The organism is Mycobacterium yunnanensis, from assembly GCF_025823185.1.
Classification (GTDB): Bacteria; Actinomycetota; Actinomycetes; order Mycobacteriales; family Mycobacteriaceae; genus Mycobacterium; species Mycobacterium yunnanensis.
Map to the genome: position 1 here is coordinate 1,104,152 of NZ_JACKVK010000008.1, position 21,691 is coordinate 1,125,842.

At 69.3% G+C, this 21,691-nt stretch carries 21 protein-coding genes and 2 pseudogenes; 12 read left to right on the top strand and 11 right to left on the bottom strand.

Translation table 11 applies throughout. The features are described from left to right. Position 1: 1 nt before the first annotated feature. Together satS and H7K45_RS15265 are read right to left on the bottom strand one after the other, a co-directional pair. Complete coding sequence (gene satS, locus H7K45_RS15260; protein WP_263996636.1) at positions 2-1,267, bottom strand: protein export chaperone SatS; 1,266 nt, start codon at positions 1,265-1,267, stop codon at positions 2-4. A 39-nt stretch (positions 1,268-1,306) separates the two neighbouring features. After that, the gene (locus H7K45_RS15265; RefSeq protein ID WP_263996637.1) at positions 1,307-1,813 is read right to left on the bottom strand and encodes an SRPBCC family protein; all 507 of its coding nucleotides are present in this window, start codon (positions 1,811-1,813) and stop codon (positions 1,307-1,309) included. 38 nt (positions 1,814-1,851) lie between these two features. Between H7K45_RS15265 and H7K45_RS15270 the strand changes: the two genes are divergently transcribed. Continuing rightward, positions 1,852-2,886 carry a zinc-binding dehydrogenase gene (locus H7K45_RS15270; protein WP_263997020.1) on the top strand — a complete coding sequence of 345 codons (1,035 nt, stop codon included), beginning with the start codon at positions 1,852-1,854 and terminating at the stop codon, positions 2,884-2,886. Between the two features lie 6 nt (positions 2,887-2,892). Here the strand turns inward: H7K45_RS15270 and H7K45_RS15275 are convergent, their stop codons facing one another. Then, a complete protein-coding gene (locus tag H7K45_RS15275) occupies positions 2,893-3,276 on the bottom strand; it encodes a winged helix-turn-helix transcriptional regulator (RefSeq protein ID WP_263996638.1) in 384 nt (127 codons plus the stop codon). A gap of 227 nt (positions 3,277-3,503) precedes the next feature. Here H7K45_RS15275 and H7K45_RS15280 point away from each other — a divergent pair, with 227 nt between their 5' ends. Then, on the top strand, positions 3,504-4,502 hold the full coding sequence (locus H7K45_RS15280) for a zinc-binding alcohol dehydrogenase family protein (protein ID WP_263996639.1): 999 nt from the start codon (positions 3,504-3,506) through the stop codon (positions 4,500-4,502). 7 nt (positions 4,503-4,509) lie between these two features. Here H7K45_RS15280 and H7K45_RS15285 read toward each other — a convergent pair whose 3' ends face one another. Continuing rightward, positions 4,510-5,622, bottom strand: coding sequence for a C40 family peptidase (locus H7K45_RS15285; protein WP_263996640.1), 1,113 nt, complete (start codon positions 5,620-5,622; stop codon positions 4,510-4,512). 3 nt (positions 5,623-5,625) lie between these two features. Then, positions 5,626-5,922, bottom strand: a complete 297-nt coding sequence (locus H7K45_RS15290) for a type VII secretion target (RefSeq protein ID WP_263996641.1) — start codon at positions 5,920-5,922, stop codon at positions 5,626-5,628. Between the two features lie 50 nt (positions 5,923-5,972). On the opposite strand from H7K45_RS15290, the gene upp reads away from it, so the two are divergent. Next, entirely contained in the window at positions 5,973-6,596 is a 624-nt protein-coding gene (gene upp, locus H7K45_RS15295) for a uracil phosphoribosyltransferase (protein WP_263996642.1), read from the top strand. Here the strand turns inward: upp and H7K45_RS15300 are convergent. Together H7K45_RS15300 and H7K45_RS15305 are read right to left on the bottom strand one after the other, a co-directional pair. Continuing rightward, entirely contained in the window at positions 6,578-8,110 is a 1,533-nt protein-coding gene (locus H7K45_RS15300; protein ID WP_372512550.1) for a phospho-sugar mutase, read from the bottom strand. The two genes, upp and H7K45_RS15300, sit on opposite strands and share 19 nt — an antisense overlap. A 14-nt stretch (positions 8,111-8,124) precedes the next feature. Further along, complete coding sequence (locus H7K45_RS15305; RefSeq protein WP_263996643.1) at positions 8,125-8,607, bottom strand: MarR family winged helix-turn-helix transcriptional regulator; 483 nt, start codon at positions 8,605-8,607, stop codon at positions 8,125-8,127. 75 nt (positions 8,608-8,682) lie between these two features. On the opposite strand from H7K45_RS15305, the gene H7K45_RS15310 reads away from it, so the two are divergent. Further along, entirely contained in the window at positions 8,683-9,780 is a 1,098-nt protein-coding gene (locus H7K45_RS15310; protein WP_263996644.1) for an AbrB family transcriptional regulator, read from the top strand. On the opposite strand, the gene H7K45_RS15315 is transcribed toward H7K45_RS15310, so the two are convergent. Continuing rightward, the gene (locus H7K45_RS15315; RefSeq protein ID WP_263996645.1) at positions 9,726-10,532 is read right to left on the bottom strand and encodes a purine-nucleoside phosphorylase; all 807 of its coding nucleotides are present in this window, start codon (positions 10,530-10,532) and stop codon (positions 9,726-9,728) included. The genes H7K45_RS15310 and H7K45_RS15315 overlap by 55 nt on opposite strands. Before the next feature lie 106 nt (positions 10,533-10,638). Between H7K45_RS15315 and H7K45_RS15320 the strand changes: the two genes are divergently transcribed. Beyond that, positions 10,639-11,823 (top strand): M20 family metallopeptidase, encoded by a 1,185-nt coding sequence (locus tag H7K45_RS15320; protein ID WP_263996647.1) that lies wholly within the window; start codon positions 10,639-10,641, stop codon positions 11,821-11,823. Beyond that, positions 11,820-12,989 (top strand): amidohydrolase, encoded by a 1,170-nt coding sequence (locus H7K45_RS15325; protein ID WP_263996649.1) that lies wholly within the window; start codon positions 11,820-11,822, stop codon positions 12,987-12,989. Before H7K45_RS15320 ends, H7K45_RS15325 begins: the two co-directional genes overlap by 4 nt. Here H7K45_RS15325 and H7K45_RS15330 read toward each other — a convergent pair. After that, positions 12,986-13,471: a gamma-glutamylcyclotransferase family protein gene (locus H7K45_RS15330; RefSeq protein WP_263996650.1), complete on the bottom strand. Its 486-nt coding sequence runs from the start codon at positions 13,469-13,471 to the stop codon at positions 12,986-12,988. The two genes, H7K45_RS15325 and H7K45_RS15330, sit on opposite strands and share 4 nt — an antisense overlap. Before the next feature lie 81 nt (positions 13,472-13,552). Between H7K45_RS15330 and H7K45_RS15335 the strand changes: the two genes are divergently transcribed. The 6 genes and pseudogenes from H7K45_RS15335 to H7K45_RS15360 all read left to right on the top strand — a co-directional run. After that, positions 13,553-14,968: an NAD(P)H-quinone dehydrogenase gene (locus H7K45_RS15335; RefSeq protein WP_263996651.1), complete on the top strand. Its 1,416-nt coding sequence runs from the start codon at positions 13,553-13,555 to the stop codon at positions 14,966-14,968. An 81-nt stretch (positions 14,969-15,049) separates the two neighbouring features. Then, entirely contained in the window at positions 15,050-16,801 is a 1,752-nt protein-coding gene (locus H7K45_RS15340) for a glycerol-3-phosphate dehydrogenase/oxidase (RefSeq protein ID WP_263997023.1), read from the top strand. 44 nt (positions 16,802-16,845) lie between these two features. Then, positions 16,846-17,709: an RluA family pseudouridine synthase gene (locus tag H7K45_RS15345; protein ID WP_263996652.1), complete on the top strand. Its 864-nt coding sequence runs from the start codon at positions 16,846-16,848 to the stop codon at positions 17,707-17,709. A gap of 5 nt (positions 17,710-17,714) precedes the next feature. Then, positions 17,715-18,485: an SDR family NAD(P)-dependent oxidoreductase gene (locus tag H7K45_RS15350; protein WP_263996654.1), complete on the top strand. Its 771-nt coding sequence runs from the start codon at positions 17,715-17,717 to the stop codon at positions 18,483-18,485. Positions 18,486-18,577: 92 nt separating this feature from the next. Beyond that, positions 18,578-19,039 (top strand): annotated as a pseudogene (locus tag H7K45_RS31780) (DUF222 domain-containing protein); the annotation flags it as partial. 145 nt (positions 19,040-19,184) lie between these two features. Beyond that, a pseudogene (locus H7K45_RS15360) lies at positions 19,185-20,048 on the top strand (HNH endonuclease signature motif containing protein); the annotation flags it as partial. On the opposite strand, the gene pip reads toward H7K45_RS15360, so the two are convergent. Both pip and H7K45_RS15370 read right to left on the bottom strand, forming a co-directional pair. Continuing rightward, positions 19,999-20,988, bottom strand: coding sequence for a prolyl aminopeptidase (pip, locus tag H7K45_RS15365; RefSeq protein WP_263996655.1), 990 nt, complete (start codon positions 20,986-20,988; stop codon positions 19,999-20,001). The pseudogene H7K45_RS15360 and the gene pip sit on opposite strands and share 50 nt — an antisense overlap. After that, the gene (locus H7K45_RS15370) at positions 20,988-21,674 is read right to left on the bottom strand and encodes a TetR family transcriptional regulator (RefSeq protein ID WP_263996656.1); all 687 of its coding nucleotides are present in this window, start codon (positions 21,672-21,674) and stop codon (positions 20,988-20,990) included. The genes pip and H7K45_RS15370 overlap by 1 nt, the downstream gene beginning before the upstream one ends. Between the last annotated feature and the right edge of the window lie 17 nt (positions 21,675-21,691).

Genomic DNA, 21,691 nt, shown 5'->3' on the forward strand with positions numbered 1-21,691 from the left:
CTCACTCCTCGCGCAGGCGGGACTCCACGAAGTTCTCGACCTTCTCCCACTGGGCGACGGCCGAGGCGTAGGGGGCGGGCGGCTCGTCGACCTCGTCGGGGTTCAGCACGTGCCCCACGAAGCGCCCGAAGGGTTGATCGGTGTCGAGGGCGTCCTCGACGGTGCTGTCCTCGGCGTAGTCGCCGACGTCGCGGATCAACTCCACCGCGAGTTCGAGCTGTTCGACGTCCACGGCTTCCGGCCCGTCGGCGATGTCGTCCGACAGCGTCCGCAGCACGTAGACGTTGTCGTCGGTGACCCGAATCTGCAACGAGCCGTCGGTGGCGGCGGTCTTGATGTCGTCGAAGGTGGCGAGGTCGGACAGGTCGCTCTCGTGCTCGTCGGCGAGGTAGCGCGCCAGTGCCCGCTCCGAGCCGAACACGCTGATGCGGCCGTTGCGGCCGAGGAAGATCGGCTGGTCGTCCAAATAGCACCGCAGCGTGTAGAACGTGCCGCCGCGGGTCAGCAGCCGGACGGGGTCGATCCCGACGTGCGCCCAGAAGTCCTCGTCGCTGCCCAGCACCTGCTGGGTGGCCTGCACCGCGAGGGCGGCCTCCTCGTCGTCGGTGTCGACCTCGTCGGAGATCACCACGTCGTCGACGGCCTCGTCCTCGACCTCCGGCTCGGGGGCCGGCTCGGCGAGTTCGGCAGCGGCCTTCTCCGACGCCGCGGCGTCCACGTCGGGGATCGTGACGATCGCGTCGATCGCGTCGACCACGCCGTCCCACCCGCGGGCGATCACGCCCTCGATCTCGGCCCACCGCTTACGGCCGCCTCGACCTTCGAATGCCTCGAGGCCGCCGCCAAGGGACCCCAGGACGGGGTTGCCGTTGAAGAACTTCGACACGACCGGCAGATCGCAGACCGAGCCGATCGCCTGCACCACCGCCAGCGCGCCGAGCAGCGTCGCCACCGATTCCTCGCTGGGCTTCTCCGCGGCCACCTCCGGCACGCCGATCAGGTCGTGCTGACGGTCCTCACCCGGATCCAGCCGGTGGGCCGACGACTCGGTCAGCGCGGCGTACGCGGGGTGGTCGGTCAGGTCGTTGTCTGTGTTGGTCCTGATGAAGGCCGCCAGGTCAGCCACGCTTTCGAAGCCGTAGAGATCGTCGTCCTTGCCGAGGAACGCCTGCCACTCGTCGTCGGCGTCCCGCCACGACGGAGCCCACAGCGTGTACAGGTCACCCTTGGTCAGGCCGAGCCTCACGGGCACGATGTCAGCAGCCATGCGGCACAGCGTAGGCGACGCCGTCTGGGTAGTTCCTCGTCACCCGGTGCGGGCGAAGTGACGCTCCCCGTCGGCGGCCATCCGGCCGAACGCCAGCCTGAGCACGGGGGCCAGTGCCGCGAACGGCAACGCGAACGCACGCTTGGGTTCGATCGCGACGGTCCAGGTGAATTGCGTCGTGGCGCCGTCGGCCCCGTGCGGCTCGACGACGTAGTCCTCGGCGAAGGTCTTGAACACCGGGAGGTTGGCCTCGTCGACGATGAACGAGTAGCCGTGCCCCTCATCCCACCGGAAGAAGCGCTCGCGAACGCGGGCCAACCCGGGCGCCAGGACCACCTCCCGCGTGGTGCCCACGCCAAACGGCCGGGGACTGGACCAGGTGATCTCGCTGACCGTCGAACTCCACGCCGACAGCGACTCGTCGGACGCCAGGGATTCCCACACCGTCGCCGGCGGCGCGGCGAGCGTCCTGACGTAGCGGAACACGTACGGCGCCGAGGTGAAGGTGCGTGCGTCGGCGGATTCGAGCGGGTACCAACGTGCCATGCCCACAGCATGCACGGCACGATGTGGTCGTGCACGCAATGGTCTTCGATCGGTTCGGCGGGTCCGTGGACGTCCGGTCGGTGCCCGACCCGACTCCGTCGCCGGGCGGCGTCGTCGTCGAGGTGCACGCCACGGGGCTGTGTCGCAGCGACTGGCACGCCTGGGCGGGTCACGACGACGGGGTCGCGCTGCCGCACGTCCCCGGGCACGAACTCGTCGGCGTGGTCGTGGAGACCGGCGCCGACGTGCGGCGGTGGTCGGTGGGCGACCGCGTCACGACTCCGTTCGTGTGCGGTTGCGGCTCGTGCGAGTGGTGCCGCAGCGGACAGGCCCAGGTGTGCCCCGACCAGACCCAGCCCGGCTTCACCCACTGGGGGTCGTTCGCCGAGCTCGTCGCCCTGCACGAGGCCGACACCAACCTGGTGGCGGTCGGCGACCAGGTCGACGACGCGTCCGCCGCAGCGCTGGGCTGCCGGTTCGCGACCGCCTACCGGGCGCTGCACGCCCGCGCCGGCCTGCGCCCGGGCGAGTGGGTCACTGTCGTCGGGGCCGGCGGCGTGGGTCTGAGCGCCGTGCAGATCGCCGTGGCCGCCGGCGCGAACGCCATCGCGGTAGACCGCACTCCGGCGGCACTGGAACTGGCGCGCCGCCTGGGCGCGACGCACACGGTGCTGGCGGGCGAGGGCGACGTCGCCGCGCAGGTGCACGACCTCACCGGCGGTGGCAGCCACGTCGCGGTCGACGCCGTGGGGTCGCCGGACACCTGTGCCGACGCCATCCACAGCTTGCGACGCCACGGCAGGCACGTCCAGGTCGGTCTACTGCCAAGCGTCGACGGGCACCCCGCCGTTCCGATGGATCGCGTAATCGGTTGGGAGCTAGACGTTCTGGGCAGTCATGGCATGGCGAGCGTCGACTATCCGGACATGCTCCGACTGGTCGAGCAGGGCACCCTTCGACCACGAGATCTCGTCGAGCGCGTCGTCGACCTGACCGAGGGTGCTCGACTGCTGCCCGTCTTGGACACCGCCGCCCCGGTCGGGGTGACCCTCATCGATCCCCGCCTGCCCTGACAGTCCCTACACGGCCCAGTCGCCGTTGAGCACCTCGATGCGGTCGACGTTGTCCTCGGCCCAGCTGCGCAGTGCGCCAAGCGGTTCGGCGACGCTGGAGCCCAACTCGGTCAACTCGTACTCCACCCGGGGCGGCACCTCGGCGTAGATGGTCCGAGTCACCAGCGACGCGGCCTCGAGTCGGCGGAGGGTCTGGGTGAGCATCTTCGCGCCGATGCCCGGCAGCGCCGCTTGGATGGCGGTGAACCGCAACGCCCCCTGCTCGTCGAGCAGGCCGATGATCAACGCCGACCACTTGTTCGCCAGCAGGTCGAGCAGCGTACGACACGGGCAGGTCGCCGAGTAGACGTCGTGATGATCGTGGCGACCGCTCGGGCATGGCCGTGCCATTGGTCCTCCTGAAGCCCTTGACCCGCACAGTTTTCGTTACGGATGGTAACGGCTGCGGTTGACCTGGGTGACGCATGCGTCCATTCGCCAGGTGCGACCGGCAAGGCTTCCCTCGAGGGAAGCAACCGCCCTTGCGTGACAGTGGCCCTTCGGCGTTAACCTGCGAGAGGCGTTGAAACCTTTCATTTGTCACACGCTTCCTGACCACAGCAGAGGACGACACAAACATGGCAACGATGACCGCAGTGGGCGCCCATGCCAGCTTGCCGATCGACTCGCCCGACGCGTTGCAAGACCTCGAGGTGCCGGTGCCCGAGGTCGGGCCGCGTGACCTCCTGGTGCGCGTTGAGGCCGTGTCGGTCAACCCGGTGGACGTCAAGAGACGGTCGAGCCTGAGCCCGTCGGCCGAACCCACGATCCTCGGTTTCGACGCGGCCGGGGTGGTGCACGCCGTCGGATCGGAGGTCACCTCATTCGCCGAGGGGGACGAGGTCTGGTACGCCGGCGACGTCACCCGCCAGGGCAGCAACGCCGAATTCCAGGCCGTCGACGAACGCATCGTCTCGCGCAAACCGACGTCGCTGGGGTTCGCCGACGCCGCGGCGCTCCCGCTGACCACCATCACTGCGTGGGAGACCCTGTTCGAGCGGTTCGCGATGAACGCCGACACCACGGGCGACCTGCTCGTGCTGGGAGCGGCAGGCGGTGTCGGATCGGTGCTGATCCAGCTGGCGAAGAGGCGTACGGGCGTGCGGGTGATCGGCACCGCCAGCCGTGAGGACTCCCGCCGGTGGGCTGAGGCCATGGGCGCCGACGCAGTGGTCGACCACCACCACCTTCGCGAGCAGGTCCTCGACGTCGCGCCCAACGGCGTCGACTTCGTGTTCTCGCCCCACTCGGCCGGCAACGTCGCCACCTACGCCGAGATCACGCGGCCGTTCGGGCACGTCACGGCGATCGACGAACCCGAGGGCCTCGACCTGGTGGGGCTCAAGGCCAAGAGCATCGCGTGGCACTGGGAGCTGATGTTCACCCGGTCGATGTTCGGTTACGACATGGAGTTTCAGGGGCGCCTGCTTGCCGAGGCCGCGAAGATGGTCGACGCCGGTGACCTCAAGACGACGGTGACGACGGCGATCCACGGCTTCGACGCCGCCGGGCTGCGGGAGGCCCATCGGCTGGTCGAGTCCGGTCGCATGGTCGGCAAGGTGGTCGTGCACCGCTGACCATCGGTCACGCCGTGGGCCGCCAAAACCCCTGAAACCCTTGGCCCGCGTTGGTGATTCGGATGGCGGAGAGTTGAACGGGATCACCCGCTTCGACCATGAGGCCGTTGCCGACCACCATCGCGACGTGGCCGTCCCACACCGCCAGGTCACCCGGGCGCACCGTGGCCTGGGTGACCGCGGAGCCGACGTCCTGCTCCTGGGCCAATCGCGGAAGGTCCAGCCCAGCTTCGTGATAGGCCCATTGCGTGAGGCCGCTGCAGTCGAGGCCGACGCCCGGCGTAGTGCCACCCCAGTCGTACGGGACGCCCAGCTGGGTCAGGGCGTGGCGGACGGCGCTGGCGGCAGTCTCGTTGGGTGCGGTGGCCGTACTTCCGTCGGGGAGGCCGACTTCCACGCCGCTGCCGAACATGCCCGGGTCGGGGAGCGGTTGCGTCCCGCCGGCCCGATGGCCCTCGGTGCCGGTGGCAAGGTGGCCACCGGCGCTGGGGCCGCCCGATCTGGGACCGGACGCCGAGCCCACGGCCGCACCGGATCCCGATCCGGCGCCACGTCCGCCGAGGCCGGGAACGGCGCCCATCGGGATGGTCGGCATCGACGCGGGCGACGACATGCCCGACGGCTGCGCCGACGGTGGGGCGGATGCGTCGACCGCCGCTGTGTGCCCGTCGAGGTCGGTGCGCAGATCGTCGACGACGGCCTCGGCGTCGTCGCGGGCTCGCCGCGCCTCGCCGACGAGTTCCTCGGCGACCCCTGGTTCGTCGAGCCGTGACTCCAGCTCTGCGGCACGGGCCTCGAACTCGGAGACGATCTGCTGCAGACGCGCCCTGGCGCGCGACACGGCGTCGACGGCGCTCGCCGAGGCGGCGGCGAGCCGATCGGCCCGCGCCGCCATGGCCTGCACGGTCGCGGCGGTCGCTTCGGCAAACGATGCGGCCGCGGTGCCGGCGTCACCCTCCCATCGCGTCGCCTGCCCCGACCGGGAGGTGGCGACGGCCACGTCGTCCAAGGCGCTGCGGACCCCGGCCAGTGCCGACGCGGTGTCGGGCGTGCCGGCGCCAAGCGTGGCCTGCAGGTCTCGCAGCGGTGCCGTCAGCCCGTCCACGAGGGCGCTTGCCACCGGTCACCGCCCGAGTCGCGAGATGGATTGTCCGGCATGATGTTCGGCGGTCGAATAGGCCTGCGCCGACGCGCCGGCGACGTGCGTGGCCGCAGTCAGCCGCTCGGCGAGCTGGGTCGCCAGGCGCGCCTCCTGCGCCAGCGCATCGTTGAGCGCGGCGAGGAAGTCCGCCCCGACCGTCCCGAACGCGTCGGAGGTCACCCGGGTGGCGTGCAGGTCGGCGGCCACCGCGGCCAGTTCGTCGGCGTGAGCGCGGTGGGCAGTGCTGAGCCCCGCGATGTCGGAGGTGTCGGCGATCACGGGAGGTATGACGTCGGCCAGAGCGGCGAGGTTCCACTAGGGTTCGCCGAATGGACGTCCGCGTTGTCGATCACCCCCTCGCCGCTGCCCGGTTGACCACGCTGCGCGACGAGCGCACCGACAACGCCGGGTTCCGCGCCGCACTGTGCGATCTCGCCCTGATGCTCGTCTACGAGGCGACGCGCGACGCCGTCTCGACGCCCGTGCCGATCCGCACGCCGATGGCCGCGACCGTCGGCTCACGCCTCGCGTCGCCCCCGCTGCTGGTGCCGGTGCTGCGCGCCGGCCTGGGGATGGTCGAGAAGGCCCATCAGCTCATCCCGGAGGCCAAGGTGGGCTTCGTCGGCATGGCCCGCGACGAGGAGACGGCGTTGCCGACGCCCTACCTGGAGTCGCTGCCCGACGACCTGAGCTCCACCCCGGTGCTCGTGCTCGATCCGATGTTGGCCACCGGGGGTTCGATGGCGCACACCCTGGGTCTGCTGCACGACCGCAACGCGACCGACGTCACCGCGGTGTGCGTCGTCTGCGCGCCGGAGGGCATCGCGGCACTGGAGCGGGTGTCACCCGACCTGAAGCTCTACACCGCGGCGATCGACGACGGTCTCAACGAGGTGTCCTACATCATGCCGGGGCTGGGCGACGCCGGCGATCGTCAGTTCGGACCGCGCTGAAGCAGCGCGACCACGTCACCGCGCAGGGCGTCCAGCCGCCCCGCCGCATCGGCGCGCGCGGCGACCACGTCGTCACCCGGCGGTAGCCGAATCTCCAGGTACGCCTTGACCTTCGGCTCCGTTCCCGACGGCCGGACCGCCACCCGCACCGACTCACCCGTGTAGATCAGGGCGTCCGTTCGCTCCAGGCCGCTGCGGTCGAGCAGGTCGACGACGTCGACCGCCTCACCGGCCAAACTGGTGGGCGGATGGGTGCGGACGTGGTCGACGAGGGCCGCATCGGCGGGTACCGACATCGCCGCGGTGGCGTGCACGCCGTGCCGGCGGGCCAACGCGTCCAGCGCGTCGGGCACCGTACGACCTTCCTGGTGAAGCACCGAGACCAGGTCGCACGCCAGCACGGCCGCGCTGATGCCGTCCTTGTCCCGGACCGCACCGGGGTCGACGCAGTGACCGATCGCCTCCTCGTACGCGTAGACCAACGTGCACCCCGGCTCGTCGTCGGCGCGCGCCAACCACTTGAAGCCGGTCAGGGTCTCGGCGTGCCGCGCGCCGTGGTGGGCCGCGATCGAGGCCAGCATGCGCGACGACACCACGGTGCTGGCAACCATGCAGGCCGCCGCGACCTCACCGGGATCGATCTGGGAGAGCATGTATTCGCCGAGCAGCCAACCCGTTTCGTCACCGGAGAGCATCCGCCATCCGCTGTCCGTGGGAATGCCAACGGCGCACCGGTCGGCGTCGGGGTCCAGGGCGATCGCCACGTCGGCGTCGACGTCTGCGGCCAGGGCCAACAGCAGATCGGTGGCACCCGGCTCCGCGGGATTGGGAAACCGCACGGTCGGAAAGTCGGGATCGGGGGAGTACTGCTCGGCGACGACGTGCACGTCGTCGAAACCCGCCTCCCGCAACGTCATCAGCGCGGGTTCGCCGCCGACGCCGTGCATCGGGGTCAGGGCGATCCGCACGTTGCCGGTGCCGCGTCGCACACTGGACGCCCGGCGCACGTAGTCGGCGATCAGATCGGTGGTGGCCGGGCTGACCTCGGTACGCGTGACGTCGGCCGGGGCGCGGGTCATGGCCGCCTCGATCTCGCGATCGGTCGGCGGGACGATCTGCAAGCCGCCGTCCAGGTAGACCTTGTAGCCGTTGTCCGCCGGCGGATTGTGCGACGCCGTGATCTGCACCCCGGCCGCGGCCGTGAAGCGCCGCACGCCGAACGCGACGACCGGCGTCGGGGCCGGATCGGGGAGCAGGACGACGGAGAACCCCTCGGCGGCAAGTACTTCGGCGGCGGCCAAGGCGAATTCGTCGGAGTGGTGGCGGGCGTCGCGACCCACCACGATGGTCGAGCCGCCAAGGCCGCGGTCGTGCAGGACGGTCGCCAGCGCCCACGTCGCCGCCGTCACGGTCTCCACGTTCATCGCGGCCGGTCCCGGCCCCATGGGTCCGCGCAGCCCGGCCGTGCCGAAGGTCAGACGCTCGGGAGGGGTCTCGTCGGACGGTGACGCCATGCGCTCATCGTGCCTTACCGCTCGTCGCGCAAGCGCTCCCGCTTCTCATCGCCATCAGCGAGTTTGCGCAGCACCGGAGCCACCAACATCAGCAGGTTGAACTCCAACTCGGTCAGCGTCTCGCGCATCGCCGAGTTGAGCCACTCGTCACGCTCGGCTCTGTCCTGTTCGAGCAGGCGCATGCCGTCGGTGGTCACCTCGATCAGCTGACGGCGACGGTCGTCGTCGTCGGTGCGGCGGGCCACCAGGCCGCGGGACTCCAAGTGGTTGATGCCGTCGGTCAGCGACTGGACCCGGACGTGCATGCGGGCGGCGAGTTCGGCCGGGGTGGTGACGCCCGCGCGGCTGACCTCGCCGAGGACCTGCTGCTGGCTCAGGGTGAGGCCGTTGTCGCTGCGGTGCCTTCGCAGCTGACGGGTCAGCGCCATGATCGATTCCCGCAGCTCGGTCGCGTTGGCCGTCGGGCTGGTGCTCTGATGCAGCGTCGTCGTGCTCATTACCAAGTTATACCTTGGCATCACCTGCATTCGTACCAGTTTGAGATCATGAAAAGACAAGCGCATACTTGTCTTATGTGGAAATGGGTGCTGCTGGTAGTGGTCACGGTCGCGGTTACCGTGCCGCTGGATCTCATCGGTGTTCCCTCCGCGGCACTGTTCGCCGCGCTGATCGTCGGCATCGTGCTTGCGTTGGTCTCCCTCGCACCGGCAGGCGTTCCCCGCAAGGCAGGCGTCGCCGCTCAAGGCGTGCTCGGCGTCTACATCGGCACGATGGTTCACCGTGACGCACTCACCGCGCTTGGCTCGGACTGGCCGATCGTCCTTGGTGTCGCGGTGTCCACGCTGGTGCTCAGCATCGGAGCGGGCGCCCTGCTGGGATTGCATCGCGACATCAGTCCACTCACCGGGTCGCTCGCCCTGGTGGCGGGCGGTGCCTCCGGTCTGGTGGCGATAGCCCGGGAGCTGGGCGGCGACGACCGCGTCGTGGCCGTGGTGCAGTACCTGCGGGTGGCTCTGATCACCTCGTCCATGCCCGTCGTGGTGACCCTCGTCTACCACGCCGCAAAGTCGGGACACGCCGCCGCGCCGACTCAAAGCGACACGGCCCCTTGGTATCTGAGCTTAGCGATGCTCGTGGTCATCGTGCTCGTCGGCGTCACCGCAGGCCGGCTCGCGCGGATGCCCGGGGCGGGGCTGCTCGGCCCGATGGCCGTCACCATCGCCCTCGAGCTGACCGGCACCTCCTTCGGGCTCTCGGTGCCGATGGCACTGGTGCAGCTCGGCTACGCGGTGATCGGGTGGCAGGCGGGCGTCGCCTTCACCCGTGAGTCCATGCGCGCGATCGGGCGCGCCCTTCCGGCGGCGCTCAGCCTGATCGTCGTGCTCAACGTGGCGTGCGCGGGCCTTGGCGTCCTCCTGGCCCACGTCACCGGCATCAGCATGCTCGAGGGGTATCTGTCGACGAGCCCCGGCGGGATCTACGCCGTGCTGGCCACGGCCGTCGAGACCGGGTCGAACGTCACCTTCATCGTGGCCGCCCAGGTGGTCCGGGTGCTGCTGATGCTGTTCGCCGCACCGCTGATCGCCCGGGGGCTGGCCACGCTGACGCGAGGACGTCAGACGAGCGCCAACACCTCCGAGAGCAGGGAACCCATCCGCGTCGCCGACTGACGTCCCGCCTCGAGCACCTCGGTGTGACTGAGCGGCTCACCGGTCATGCCTGCCGCCAGATTGGTCACCAGCGAGACCCCCAGCACCTCGGCCCCGGCTGCGCGCGCGGCGATCGTCTCGTGCACGGTCGACATGCCCACCAGGTCGGCGCCGAGCGTCCGGAGCATGCGGATCTCGGCAGGCGTTTCGTAGTGCGGGCCGGGCAGGCCGGCGTAGACCCCTTCGGCCAGGGTCGAGTCGGCCTCGCGGGCCAGCGCCCGAAGTCGCGGCGAGTAGGCGTCGACCAGGTCGACGAACTGCGCACCCACCAACGGTGAGCGCGCCGTCAGGTTGAGGTGGTCGGCGATGAGCACCGGCTGCCCCACCGCGTAGTCCTCGCGGAGCCCGCCGGCGGCGTTGGTCAGCACGACGCTGCGTGCGCCGGCCGCGCACGCCGTCCGGACCGGATGGACGACGTGACGCAGGTCATGACCCTCGTAGGCGTGAATCCGGCCGAGCAGCACCAAGACTCGCCTGCCGCCGACCGTCACGACCTGCGCCTGTCCGCCGTGTCCGGCGGCCGACGGTGGCGTGAACCCCGGGAGCTCGGCCATCGGCACGACGGCCGACGGTTCTCCCAGCGCGGCGGCGGCGGGTGCCCACCCCGAGCCAAGCACGACGGCGACGTCGACCGCGTCGACGCCGAGGCGGTTCAGCAGGACGGCCGCGGCCTCGTCGGCGACGGCCTGCGGTTCGCTCGGTTCGGTGGTCACGCCGGATGAGCGTACCGGCGGCGCCGAGACTGCACTCACTGCGACGAAGTGCGAGTAGCCGTGACCGTGAGCGCAGTCTCGGCGGTCCCGGTGAGATACTGCTTCGATGCCCGCCGCCACAGCGTCGACGATCGTCGAGGACGTCGTCAGCCGACGCCGTGGCGACCTCGTCGAGCTGTCCCACTCGATTCACGCCGAACCGGAGTTGGCGTTCGACGAGCACCGCAGCTGCGCGAAGACCCAGGCGTTGGTCGCCGAGCGGGGCTTCGAGGTCACCGGGGCGGCCGGGGGACTGGACACCGCCTTTCGCGCCGTCTTCGGCAGCGGTTCGCTGGTCGTCGGCATCTGCGCCGAGTACGATGCGCTTCCCGGCATCGGCCACGCCTGCGGGCACAACATCATCGCGGCCTCCGCAGTCGGCACGGCGCTTGCGCTCGCCGAGGTCGCCGACCAGCTGGACATGACCGTGGTACTGCTGGGCACCCCTGCCGAGGAGGCCGGTGGCGGCAAGGCCCTGATGCTCGACGCCGGGGTGTTCGACGACGTCGCGGCCACGGTGATGCTGCACGCAGGACCGATCGACATCGCCCGCGCCCGGTCGCTTGCGCTGTCTCAGGTCGCCGTGGAGTACGTCGGCCGGGAAGCGCACGCCGCCGTCGCCCCCTATCTCGGACTCAACGCCGCCGACGCCATCACCGTGTCGCAGGTGGCCATCGGGCTGCTGCGCCAGCAGTTCGCCCCCGGCCAGATGGCGCACGGCATCGTGACCGACGGCGGTCAGGCCACCAACGTGATCCCGGCCCGCACCGAGATGCAGTACACGATGCGCGCCAACGACTCGACCTCGCTGCGAGAGCTGGAGGCCAGAATGGCCGACTGCTTCCTGGCCGGCGCGCAGGCCACGGGCTGCAGCCATCACGTCGAGGCGACGGAACCCTCCTATCTTGAGCTGACGCCCGACAGGTGGCTCGCCGACGTGTTCCGCGCCGAGATGGTGCGGCTCGGGCGCAACCCCGTCGCCGCGGAGATCGAGGCGGCGTTGCCGCTGGGTAGCACCGACATGGGCAACGTCACCCACGTGATGCCCGGCATCCATCCGATCGTCGGCATCGACGCCGACGGCGCGTCCATCCATCAGCAGGGGTTCGCGACGGCGGCCGCGGGACCGAGCGCCGACAAGGCCGTCATCGAGGGAGCCGTCATGCTGGCCCGCACCGTCGTCGAGCTTGCCGAGACACCTGCTCAGCGCGACAGGGTCGGCGAGCTCAAGACGAGGCGGGTTCGACTGTGAGCGTTCAGGATTCGACCAACGCGTGGCTCGCCGCCAACTACGACCAGCTGGTGGCCTGGCGCCGACACATCCATCAGCACCCCGAGCTGGGACGCCAAGAGTTCGACACGACTCAGTTCGTGGCGTCGCGGCTGGCCGATGCCGGACTCAACCCGAAGGTGTTGCCGGGCGGTACCGGCCTGACGTGTGACTTCGGCCAGGAGCACGGGCCGAGGATTGCGCTACGCGCCGACATGGACGCCTTGCCGATGGCCGAGCGCACGGGGCTGCCCTTCGCGTCGTCCACGCCGGGCGTCGCGCACGCCTGCGGTCACGACGGCCACACCGCCGTCCTGCTGGGCGCGGGACTGGCGCTCGCATCGGTGCCGGCACTGCCCGTCGGGGTGCGACTGCTCTTCCAGCCCGCCGAGGAGCTGATGCCCGGCGGCGCCATCGACGCGATCGCCGCGGGGGCGCTGAACGGGGTGTCGCGAATCTTCGCGCTGCACTGCGACCCGCGCCTGGAGGTCGGCAAGGTCGCCATCCGGCCGGGGCCGATCACCTCGGCGGCCGATCAGGTCGAGATCACGTTGCACTCACCGGGCGGGCACACCTCGCGCCCCCATCTGACCGGTGATCTGGTCTACGCGCTGGGCACCTTGATCACGGGCGTGCCGGGCATCCTGTCCCGGCGGCTCGACCCACGCAACAGCACCGTCATGGTGTGGGGCGCGGTCAACGCAGGCGTCGCCGCCAACGCCATCCCGCAGACCGGAAGCATCGCAGGCACCATTCGCACCGCGAGCCGCGAAGCGTGGGTGGCGATGGAGGAACTCGTCCGCGAGATCGTGGCGTCTCTTCTGGCTCCGCTGCAGGTGCAGTACGGCGTGCACTATCGACGCGGTGTGCCGCCGGTGGTCAACGAGTCGGTGTCCACCCGGATCTTCACCCACGCGATCGAGGCCATCGGCCCCGACGTCCTCACCGACACCCGCCAGTCCGGCGGTGGTGAAGACTTCTCCTGGTACCTCGAGGACGTCCCCGGCGCGATGGCTCGACTGGGCGTTTGGCCGGGAGTCGGCCCGCAACTCGACCTGCACCAGCCGACGTTCGACCTCGACGAGAGGGCGCTGGGCGTGGGTGTCCAGGTGTTCGCCAATATCGTCGAGCAGAGCGTCGGGCTCTAACTACCCAGACTGGGCCCCGGGCCGATGTTGCGTGCCGGTCTGGTGCGCAAATCGTGGACGTATTCTGTTGGCGCACCTGCGATTTCGGCCGCCTCCGCCATGACGCCGAGGTAGCGCGCGGACGGGATCCCGCCCTCCCATGCGTCGACGACGTACAGCCAGGCCAACACCGGATCCGTGCTGGTGTCGGAGGTTTCGCGGACCACCCGGCAGCGGATCTTCTTGTGGAAGCCGAGCTCCGAGCCCTCCCAGCGGTCGAGGTTCTCCTCGTCCTCCTTGGTCATGTCGTAGAGGACGACGAAGACCTTGGACAGCGGATCCTCCACCAGGGTCGCGAGCGCGCCCTCCCAGCTGAGATCCTCGCCACCGAAGGTGAGTCGCCACCCATGAATCCACCCCGTGCCCGCCATGGGCGAGTGGGGTGCACGCTGCAACATCTGCTCCGGATGCATGTTCGATCCGTAGGCGGCGTAGATCGGCACGGCGGTAAGCCTAAGGGGTACATCTAGGGCCAGTCGCCTAACCACCGGGTTGAGTTGGACACAGCAGACTAGGTTGGTCCCGTGGCTACCCGCATCGTGATCATCGGCGGCGGGCCCGCCGGGTATGAGGCTGCACTCGTCGCCGCGGGCCGCGGCCCCGACGTGGCGCAGGTGACCATCGTCGACTCCGACGGCATCGGCGGCGCGTGCGTGCTGTGGGACTGCGTCCCCTCCAAGACGTTCATCGCCTCCACCGGCGTCCGCACCGAACTCCGGCGCGCCGACGGGCTCGGCTTCGACATCAAGATCGAGGACGCGAAGATCTCGCTGCCCCAGATTCACAACCGGGTGAAGACGCTGGCCCGGTCGCAGTCCGCCGACATCGGCTCCAACCTGCTGCGCGAAGGCGTGACCATCGTGCACGGCCGCGGCGAGCTCGTCGACGACCTTCCTGGTATGGCGCACCACCGGGTCAAGGTCACCACCCCCGACGGCAAGATCGGCGTCCTCAAGGCCGACGTCGTCCTGATCGCCACCGGCGCCAGGCCCCGCGTGCTGCCCAACGCCGCCCCCGACGGCGAACGAATCCTCAACTGGCGGCAGCTCTACGACCTCTCCGAGCTACCCGAACACCTCGTCATCGTCGGCTCCGGTGTCACGGGGGCCGAGTTCTGCAGCGCCTACACGGAGTTGGGTGTCAAGGTCACCGTCGTGGCGAGCCGCGATCAGATCCTGCCGCACGAGGACTCCGACGCCGCCGCCGTGCTCGAGGAGGCGTTCAACGAACGCGGCGTGAAGCTGGTGAAGAACGCCCGCGCGGACTCGGTGACGCGTACCGAGTCGGGCGTCGTGGTCGCGATGGCCGACGGCCGCACGGTCGAGGGCAGCCACGCCCTGATGACGGTCGGCTCGGTGCCCAACACCGAGGGCCTCGGTCTCGGGAAGGTCGGAATCGAGCTGAGCCGGGGCAACTACCTCTCGGTGGATCGGGTCTCGCGAACCTCGGCGGCCGGCATCTACGCCGCGGGCGACTGCACGGGGCTCCTGCCGCTCGCCTCGGTGGCTGCGATGCAGGGCCGCATCGCGATGTACCACGCACTCGGCGAGGGCGTCTCGCCGATCCGGCTGCGCACCGTCGCCGCCGCGGTGTTCACCAGGCCGGAGATCGCCGCGGTCGGTGTTCCGCAGACCTCGATCGACAACGGGACGGTGCCGGCCCGCACCCTGATGTTGCCGCTGACCACCAATGCCAGGGCGAAGATGTCTCTTCTGCGCCGCGGCTTCGTGAAGATCTTCTGCCGCCCGGCCACCGGTGTCGTCATCGGCGGCGTCGTCGTCGCGCCCATTGCCTCCGAGCTGATCCTGCCGATTGCGCTCGCGGTCCAAAACCGGATATCGGTGACCGACCTCGCACAGACGTTGTCGGTGTATCCGTCGTTGTCCGGGTCGACCGTCGAGGCGGCCCGCCGGTTGATGGCTCACGACGACCTGGACTGAACACACGTAGGCTCGGAGCCGTACCCCTACCGACGAGTAACGAGAAGGTGCATGGCCGTGAGCGACGCTCGTGAGCGAACCATCGGCGTAGTCGACCCCATCCCCGGCCCAGGCAACGGCCAGACCCTCCTTGGTCCCGAATGGCGCGCTCAGGCCTGGGAACGTCTTGGCAGCGAGCAATTCGACGTCGTCGTCATCGGCGGTGGCGTGGTCGGCGCCGGGGCGGCCCTGGACGCCGCCACCCGTGGGTTGAAGGTGGCACTGGTCGAGGCGCGCGACTTCGCCTCCGGCACGTCGAGCCGCTCGTCGAAGATGTTCCACGGCGGCCTGCGCTACCTCGAGCAGCTGGAGTTCGGTCTGGTCCGGGAAGCGCTGCACGAACGCGAGTTGTCCCTCACCACGCTCGCCCCGCACCTCGTCAAGCCGCTACCGTTCCTGTTCCCGTTGACCCACCGCTTGTGGGAGCGGCCCTACGTCGCGGCAGGCATCTTCCTGTACGACCAACTGGGCGGCGCCAAATCGGTGCCGGCACAGAAACATCTGCTCAAGGCGGGTGCGCTGCGCCTGGCGCCCGGCCTCAAGCGCAGCTCCCTGATCGGCGGAATCCGCTACTACGACACCGTCGTCGACGACGCCCGGCACACCATGATGGTGGCCCGCACGGCCGCGCATTACGGCGCGGTGGTGCGGACCTCGACACAGGTGGTGTCGTTGTTGCGCGAGGGTGACCGGGTGACCGGTGTGCGCGTGCGCGACTCCGAGGACGGGGCCACGACCGAGGTCCGCGGCCACGTCGTGGTCAACGCCACCGGCGTGTGGACCGACGAGATTCAGGCCCTCTCCAAGCAGCGTGGTCGTTTTCGGGTGCGCGCATCGAAGGGCGTGCACGTCGTGGTGCCCCGCGATCGCATCGTCAGCGAGGTGGCGATCATCCTGCGGACCGAGAAGTCGGTGCTCTTCGTCATCCCGTGGGGCACGCACTGGATCATCGGCACCACCGACACCGATTGGAATCTCGACCTGGCGCATCCCGCCGCGACCAAGGCCGACATCGACTACATCCTCGAGACCGTCAACACGGTGCTCGCAACTCCGTTGAACCACGACGACATCGACGGCGTATACGCCGGCCTGCGGCCGCTACTCGCCGGAGAGAGCGAGGAGACCTCCAAGCTGTCGCGGGAACACGCCGTGGCCACGCCGTCGCCAGGCCTCGTCGCCATCGCCGGCGGAAAGTACACGACCTACCGGGTGATGGGGGAGGACGCCATCGACGCCGCGGCGGAGTTCGTCCCCACGCGCGTGGCACCGTCGATCACCGAGAAGGTGCCGCTGATGGGTGCCGACGGGTACTTCGCCCTGATCAACCAGACCGAGCACGTCGGTGCACACTACGACCTGCATCCGTACCGCGTGCGGCACCTTCTGGACCGTTACGGCTCGCTGATCGGCGAGGTGCTCGCGATGGCCGAGGGCCGGCCGGATCTGTTGACGCCGATCACCGACGCGCCGGTCTACCTCAAGGTGGAGGCGTACTACGCAGCCGCTGCCGAGGGGGCTCTGCACCTCGAGGACATCCTGGCGCGCCGCATGCGAATTTCGATCGAGTACCCGCACCGCGGGGTCGACTGTGCCCGCGAGGTCGCCGAAGTCGTTGCGCCCGTGCTGGGTTGGAGTGTCGAGGACGTCGACCGCGAGGTGAACACGTACACCGCCCGGGTCGAGGCCGAGGTGCTGTCGCAGACCCGGCCGGACGACCAGTCGGCCGACGCTCTTCGTGCCGCCGCGCCCGAGGCGCGGGCCGAGATCCTCGAACCGGTGCCCTTGACGTGATTCGTCCTGGGGGCAGGAGCGCAGCGACCCGGGGGAGTGGTGCTGTGCCGCTGCCGGACCGTGACGGACTCGGGCCGACGCGGGTGCGGTTGCGTGGGGGCGCCGTGCTGGTGGAGCTCGCCAGCCGGTTCGGCGAGAATGCGGCAGCCAAAGTGCTTGCCGGAGAGGTGGTCTGCGCGGACGGTTCGGCCGTCGACGCGACGACGATACTGCCGCCGAACGCCGACGTGTGGCTCTATCGGGATCTGCCCGACGAGGTTCCCGTGCCGTTCGACGTCGAGATCCTCTACCGCGACGACGACATCGTCGTCGTCGACAAGCCGCACTTCCTGGCCACCATGCCGCGCGGCGGTCACGTCGCCGAGACCGCTTTGGTGCGGCTGCGGCGGTCGCTGCAGCTGCCCGAGCTGTCGCCCGCCCACCGGCTGGATCGGCTGACGGCGGGCGTGCTGTTGTTCACGGCGCGCCGCGAGGTACGCGGGGCGTACCAGACGATGTTCGCCCGCGGTGAGGTGGGCAAGACCTATCTGGCGCGGGCGCCGATCGATCCGTCGCTGGACCTGCCCCGGACCGTTCGGAGCCGAATCGTGAAGGAGCGCAGTCGGTTGCAGGCGTTCGAAGAGCCGGGCGAGCCGAACGCCGAGACGCTGGTGGAGCATCTGGGGGAGGGGCTGTATCGGCTGACGCCGCGCACGGGACGCACTCACCAACTGCGCGTGCACATGGCGTCGCTGGGTGTCCCGATCTTCGATGATCCCCTATACCCCGAGGTGGTCGACGTTCCGGCAGACGACTTCACGCGTCCGTTGCAGCTGCTGGCGTGGCGGCTGGAGTTCGTCGATCCGGTGACCGCGGTGCACCGTTCGTTCGAGAGTGCCCGGACTCTGCGGGGCGACGTGGTCTACTGACCGTCGTGGATCGCACTGCATTCGACGCACTATTCGACATGACCGGCCGCGCCGTGATCGTGACGGGTGGCACGAGGGGTATCGGACTGGCGCTGGCCGAGGGCTTCGTGCTCGCCGGTGCCAACGTCGTGGTGGCCAGCCGAAAGGCAGACGCCTGTGAGGAGGCGGCCGCCCATCTGCGAGGCCTCGGCGGACAGGCGATCGGCGTCCCCGTCCATGCGGGTGACGTCGAGGGGCTCGAGGTCGTGGTGGAGCGCACGGTGTCCGAGTTCGGCGGTCTCGACGTACTGGTGAACAACGCCGCCAACGCGTTGGCTCAGCCGCTGGGGGAGATGACGCCCGAGGCGTGGGCCAAGTCCAACGACGTCAACGTCCGCGGGCCAGTGTTCCTGACGCAGAAGGCGTTGCCGCACCTGAAGAACAGCCAGCATGCGGCGGTGCTGCACATGGTGTCGGTGGGTGCGTTCGGATTCGCGGCGGACCTGTCGATGTACGCCGCGGGCAAGGCGGCGCTGTTGTCCTACACCCGGTCGATGGCGGCGGCCTTCGTCGGGGACGGCATCAGGGTCAACGCAATCGCTCCTGGACCGGTCGACACCGACATGATGCGCAACAATCCGCAGGAGGCGATCGACGCCATGACGCGCGGGACGCTGATGAAGCGGTTGGGAACTCCCGACGAGTTGGTCGGTGCCGCACTGCTGTTGTGCTCGGACGCAGGCAGTTTCATGACCGGAACGGTGGTCATCGTCGACGGTGGCGGGACACCCCGCTAGGGTCTCCGAATTGGGTGAAACCTTTGTGACACAGTGGTTTCAGCCGTCACATCGCCGGCTGTCTTGTCGGTGGTTCGTACTAGTGTTCGGGTATGAGTTCGGATCGGGTCACCGCAGCAGTCGCGGGAATCCGTGCTGCCGTCGCCGACCTCGTCACCCTGGATTGTGATCGGTTCACCCACCTCGAACTGGTCGAGTTGTTGGGGGAATTGGAGACCGTGACCTGGCAGCTGCCCGCGGTCGGGCATCGGATGATCGCCCGATTGCAGCGCGAAGCCTGCCCCACCGAACTGGGCGCGAAGTCGTTGGGAAGCGTGTTGACCCAGCGACTTCGCATCTCCGGCAAGGAAGTCCGCCGACGGCTTCACGAGGCAGAAGATCTCGGCCCGCGGGCGACCGTGACGGGGCAGCCGCTGGACCCGAAACTGGCCCCGACCGCCGACGCCCAAGCCCACGGGGTGCTGGGGCCCGAGCACGTGTCGGTGATCCGAGGCTTCCTCGACAAGCTCCCGACGTGGGTGGATCCCGAGGTCCGGGAACTGTCGGAGAAGACGTTGGTGCACATCGGGTCCGGCGTCGGCCCTGAGGAACTGGGCAACACGGCCAAGAAACTCATGACCGCCATCGACCAGGACGGCCCCAAACCCGACGACGTCGAACGCGCCAGGAAGCGGTTCTTCCGGCTGGGCAAGCAGCAAGCCGACGGGACTGGGCAACACGGCCAAGAAACTCATGACCGCCATCGACCAGGACGGCCCCAAACCCGACGACGTCGAACGCGCCAGGAAGCGGTTCTTCCGGCTGGGCAAGCAGCAAGCCGACGGGATGACCCCTTTCACCGGGCTGTTGGATCCTGAAGCCCGCGCCACCATCGAACCGATCCTGTCCAAGTACGCGGCCCCCGGGATGTGCAACCCGGCCGACCACGAGCCCCGCACCACCGGCACACCGACCCAGGAACAGATCGACACCGACGACCGCACGGCGACCCAGCGCAATCACGACGCGTTGGTCGCGATCGGTCGGTCGGTGCTGTCGTCGGGTGAGTTGGGTCAGCAGAACGGGTTACCCGTCACCGTCATCGTCTCGACGACGTTGCAGGATCTGGAATCGGGAACCGGGTCCGGGGTCACCGGCGGTGGTTCACTGTTGCCGATGCCCGACCTGATCCGGATGGCGTCCCACGCGCATCATTACCTGGCGGTGTTCGACAAGCACACCAACGAAGCCCTGTACCTGGGTCGGACGAAGCGCCTCGCCTCGGTGGGGCAGCGGATCGTCCTGCACGCCCGCGACCGCGGCTGCACGAAACCCGGGTGCACCGTGCCCGGGTACGGCGCGCAGGTACACCACATGACGGGGTGGGCGAAGAACGGGTTGACCGACGTCGACGACGTCACCCTGGCCTGCGGCGGGGACAATCGCCTGGCCGAAAACGGCTGGACGGTCGAGCTTCTGGATGGGGTGGTTCAGTGGATCCCACCGCCGGAACTCGACGTGGGCCAAGCCCGCGTCAACTACCTCCACCACCCCGAACGGCTCCTCGTCTCGCCCGACGGCTGAACTCGTCGAGGAACTCGGCGAGGTGATCGGCCATCACTCCACCCGAGCTGTGGCCCGCCCCATGGACGAGGTGCAGTCGCGCGGCCGGCCATCCCTGCGCCAGCCGCCAGGCGACGTCGGACGGGCAGCTGAGGTCCAGCCGACCGTGGATCAGCACGGCCGGCAGGTCGGCGATACGTCCCACGTTGCGCAGCAACTCCCCGTCGGGCAACCAGGCAGCGTGCCGCCAGTAGTGAGTGACCAACCGCGCGAAGCACATTCGGTAGACCGGGTCGGCATACCGGGTCGGCGGCGGCCGCGTGCCGTCGACGTCGACGTGGCTGGCCTCCCAATCGCACCAATCTCGGGCGGCCTTGTCCCGCACACCCGGGTCGGGGTCGGCGAGCAATCGGGCGTAGGCGTCGGCGAGACTGCCGTCGCGATCCTCTAGGGGCACTTGATCGCGAAAGCGAGCCCAGGCTTCGGGAAACAATCGGCCCACGTCCCGCGTGATCCACTCGACGTCGGCTGGCCCCGTGGTGGTGACGGCCGTCAGTGCGAGGGCCGTGACGCGGTCGGGGTGTCGTTGCGCGTAGGCCAGCGACAGCGTCGTACCCCACGACCAGCCCGCGAGCAGCCAGCGCCGCACCCCGAGGTGCTCCCTGAGCAGTTCCATGTCTGCGACCAGGTGATGAGTCGTGTTGTGGGCCAAGCCGACCGCCGCATCACCGGCGTGGGGAGTGCTGCGGCCGCATCCGCGTTGGTCGAAGGCGATGATGCGGTAGACCTCCGGGTCGAACGGCCGACGCATCCCCGGCACGCATCCCGATCCCGGACCGCCGTGGACGAGAAGGGCCGGTATTCCGTCGGGGTTACCGGCTGTCTCCCAATGGATCTGGTTGCCGTCGCCCACCTCCAGCAGGCCCGAGGCGTACGGCTCGACCTCAGGATGCCCGGTCATCAGTCGCTACTGTGCCATCCGCTGATCCCCACGATGATCAACCGCAGTTGCTTGACCGCCGTCTGCCGGATCTCCTCCATGGAGTTCGCATCCGTCGAATCCTCGATGGCCTCTGCGATCGAAATCATCGCGTTGACGAACAGGCTGGCCAACATGTTGAGGTCCTCGGAACTCCACGAGTTGAGACCCGGAAAGCGCGTCAGGTCGATGGCCAGCTCGGAGGTGATCAGACGGATCTCGGTGCGAATCGCGTAGCGCAGGACGGTGACGCCGCTGTTGCGTTCGCGGCCGATGAAGCGCCAGTGCTCGCGGCGCTCGTTCACCCCGGCGATGAGGATGTCCACAGTCGACTCGATGACTCGGCTGGGGTCGAGCTTGCCGGCTCTCGCACCGCGCAACATGTCTCGAAGCGCGCGGAACGACTCGTCGATCAGCACCAAGCCAAGGGCTTCCATCGAGTCGAAGTGCCGGTAGAAGGCGGCGGGCACGATGCCGGCCTCGCGAGTCACCTCGCGCAGGCTCAGCGCGCTAAAGCTGCGTTCTTCGAGCAGTCGCAGGGCGCCGGCCACGATTGCCCGCCTGGTCTCCTCCTTGCGTTCCTCACGAGACCGCGGGTCGCGGGAGGAACGGGAGGATCCCGACCGTCCCGAACGGGAGGATCGTGAACTGGGCGTACGTTCGTTCACCGTTGTGAAACCTACCA

Bases quoted from the DNA above. Each gene is read 5' to 3' on its own strand.
- satS (WP_263996636.1), bottom strand. From the start codon at position 1,267: ATGGCTGCTGACATCGTGCCCGTGAGGCTCGGCCTGACCAAGGGTGAC.
- H7K45_RS15265 (WP_263996637.1), bottom strand. From the start codon at position 1,813: ATGGCACGTTGGTACCCGCTCGAATCCGCCGACGCACGCACCTTCACC.
- H7K45_RS15270 (WP_263997020.1), top strand. From the start codon at position 1,852: ATGGTCTTCGATCGGTTCGGCGGGTCCGTGGACGTCCGGTCGGTGCCC.
- H7K45_RS15275 (WP_263996638.1), bottom strand. From the start codon at position 3,276: ATGGCACGGCCATGCCCGAGCGGTCGCCACGATCATCACGACGTCTAC.
- H7K45_RS15280 (WP_263996639.1), top strand. From the start codon at position 3,504: ATGGCAACGATGACCGCAGTGGGCGCCCATGCCAGCTTGCCGATCGAC.
- upp (WP_263996642.1), top strand. From the start codon at position 5,973: ATGGACGTCCGCGTTGTCGATCACCCCCTCGCCGCTGCCCGGTTGACC.
- H7K45_RS15300 (WP_372512550.1), bottom strand. From the start codon at position 8,110: ATGGCGTCACCGTCCGACGAGACCCCTCCCGAGCGTCTGACCTTCGGC.
- H7K45_RS15305 (WP_263996643.1), bottom strand. From the start codon at position 8,607: ATGAGCACGACGACGCTGCATCAGAGCACCAGCCCGACGGCCAACGCG.
- H7K45_RS15310 (WP_263996644.1), top strand. From the start codon at position 8,683: ATGTGGAAATGGGTGCTGCTGGTAGTGGTCACGGTCGCGGTTACCGTG.
- H7K45_RS15320 (WP_263996647.1), top strand. From the start codon at position 10,639: ATGCCCGCCGCCACAGCGTCGACGATCGTCGAGGACGTCGTCAGCCGA.
- pip (WP_263996655.1), bottom strand. From the start codon at position 20,988: ATGACCGGGCATCCTGAGGTCGAGCCGTACGCCTCGGGCCTGCTGGAG.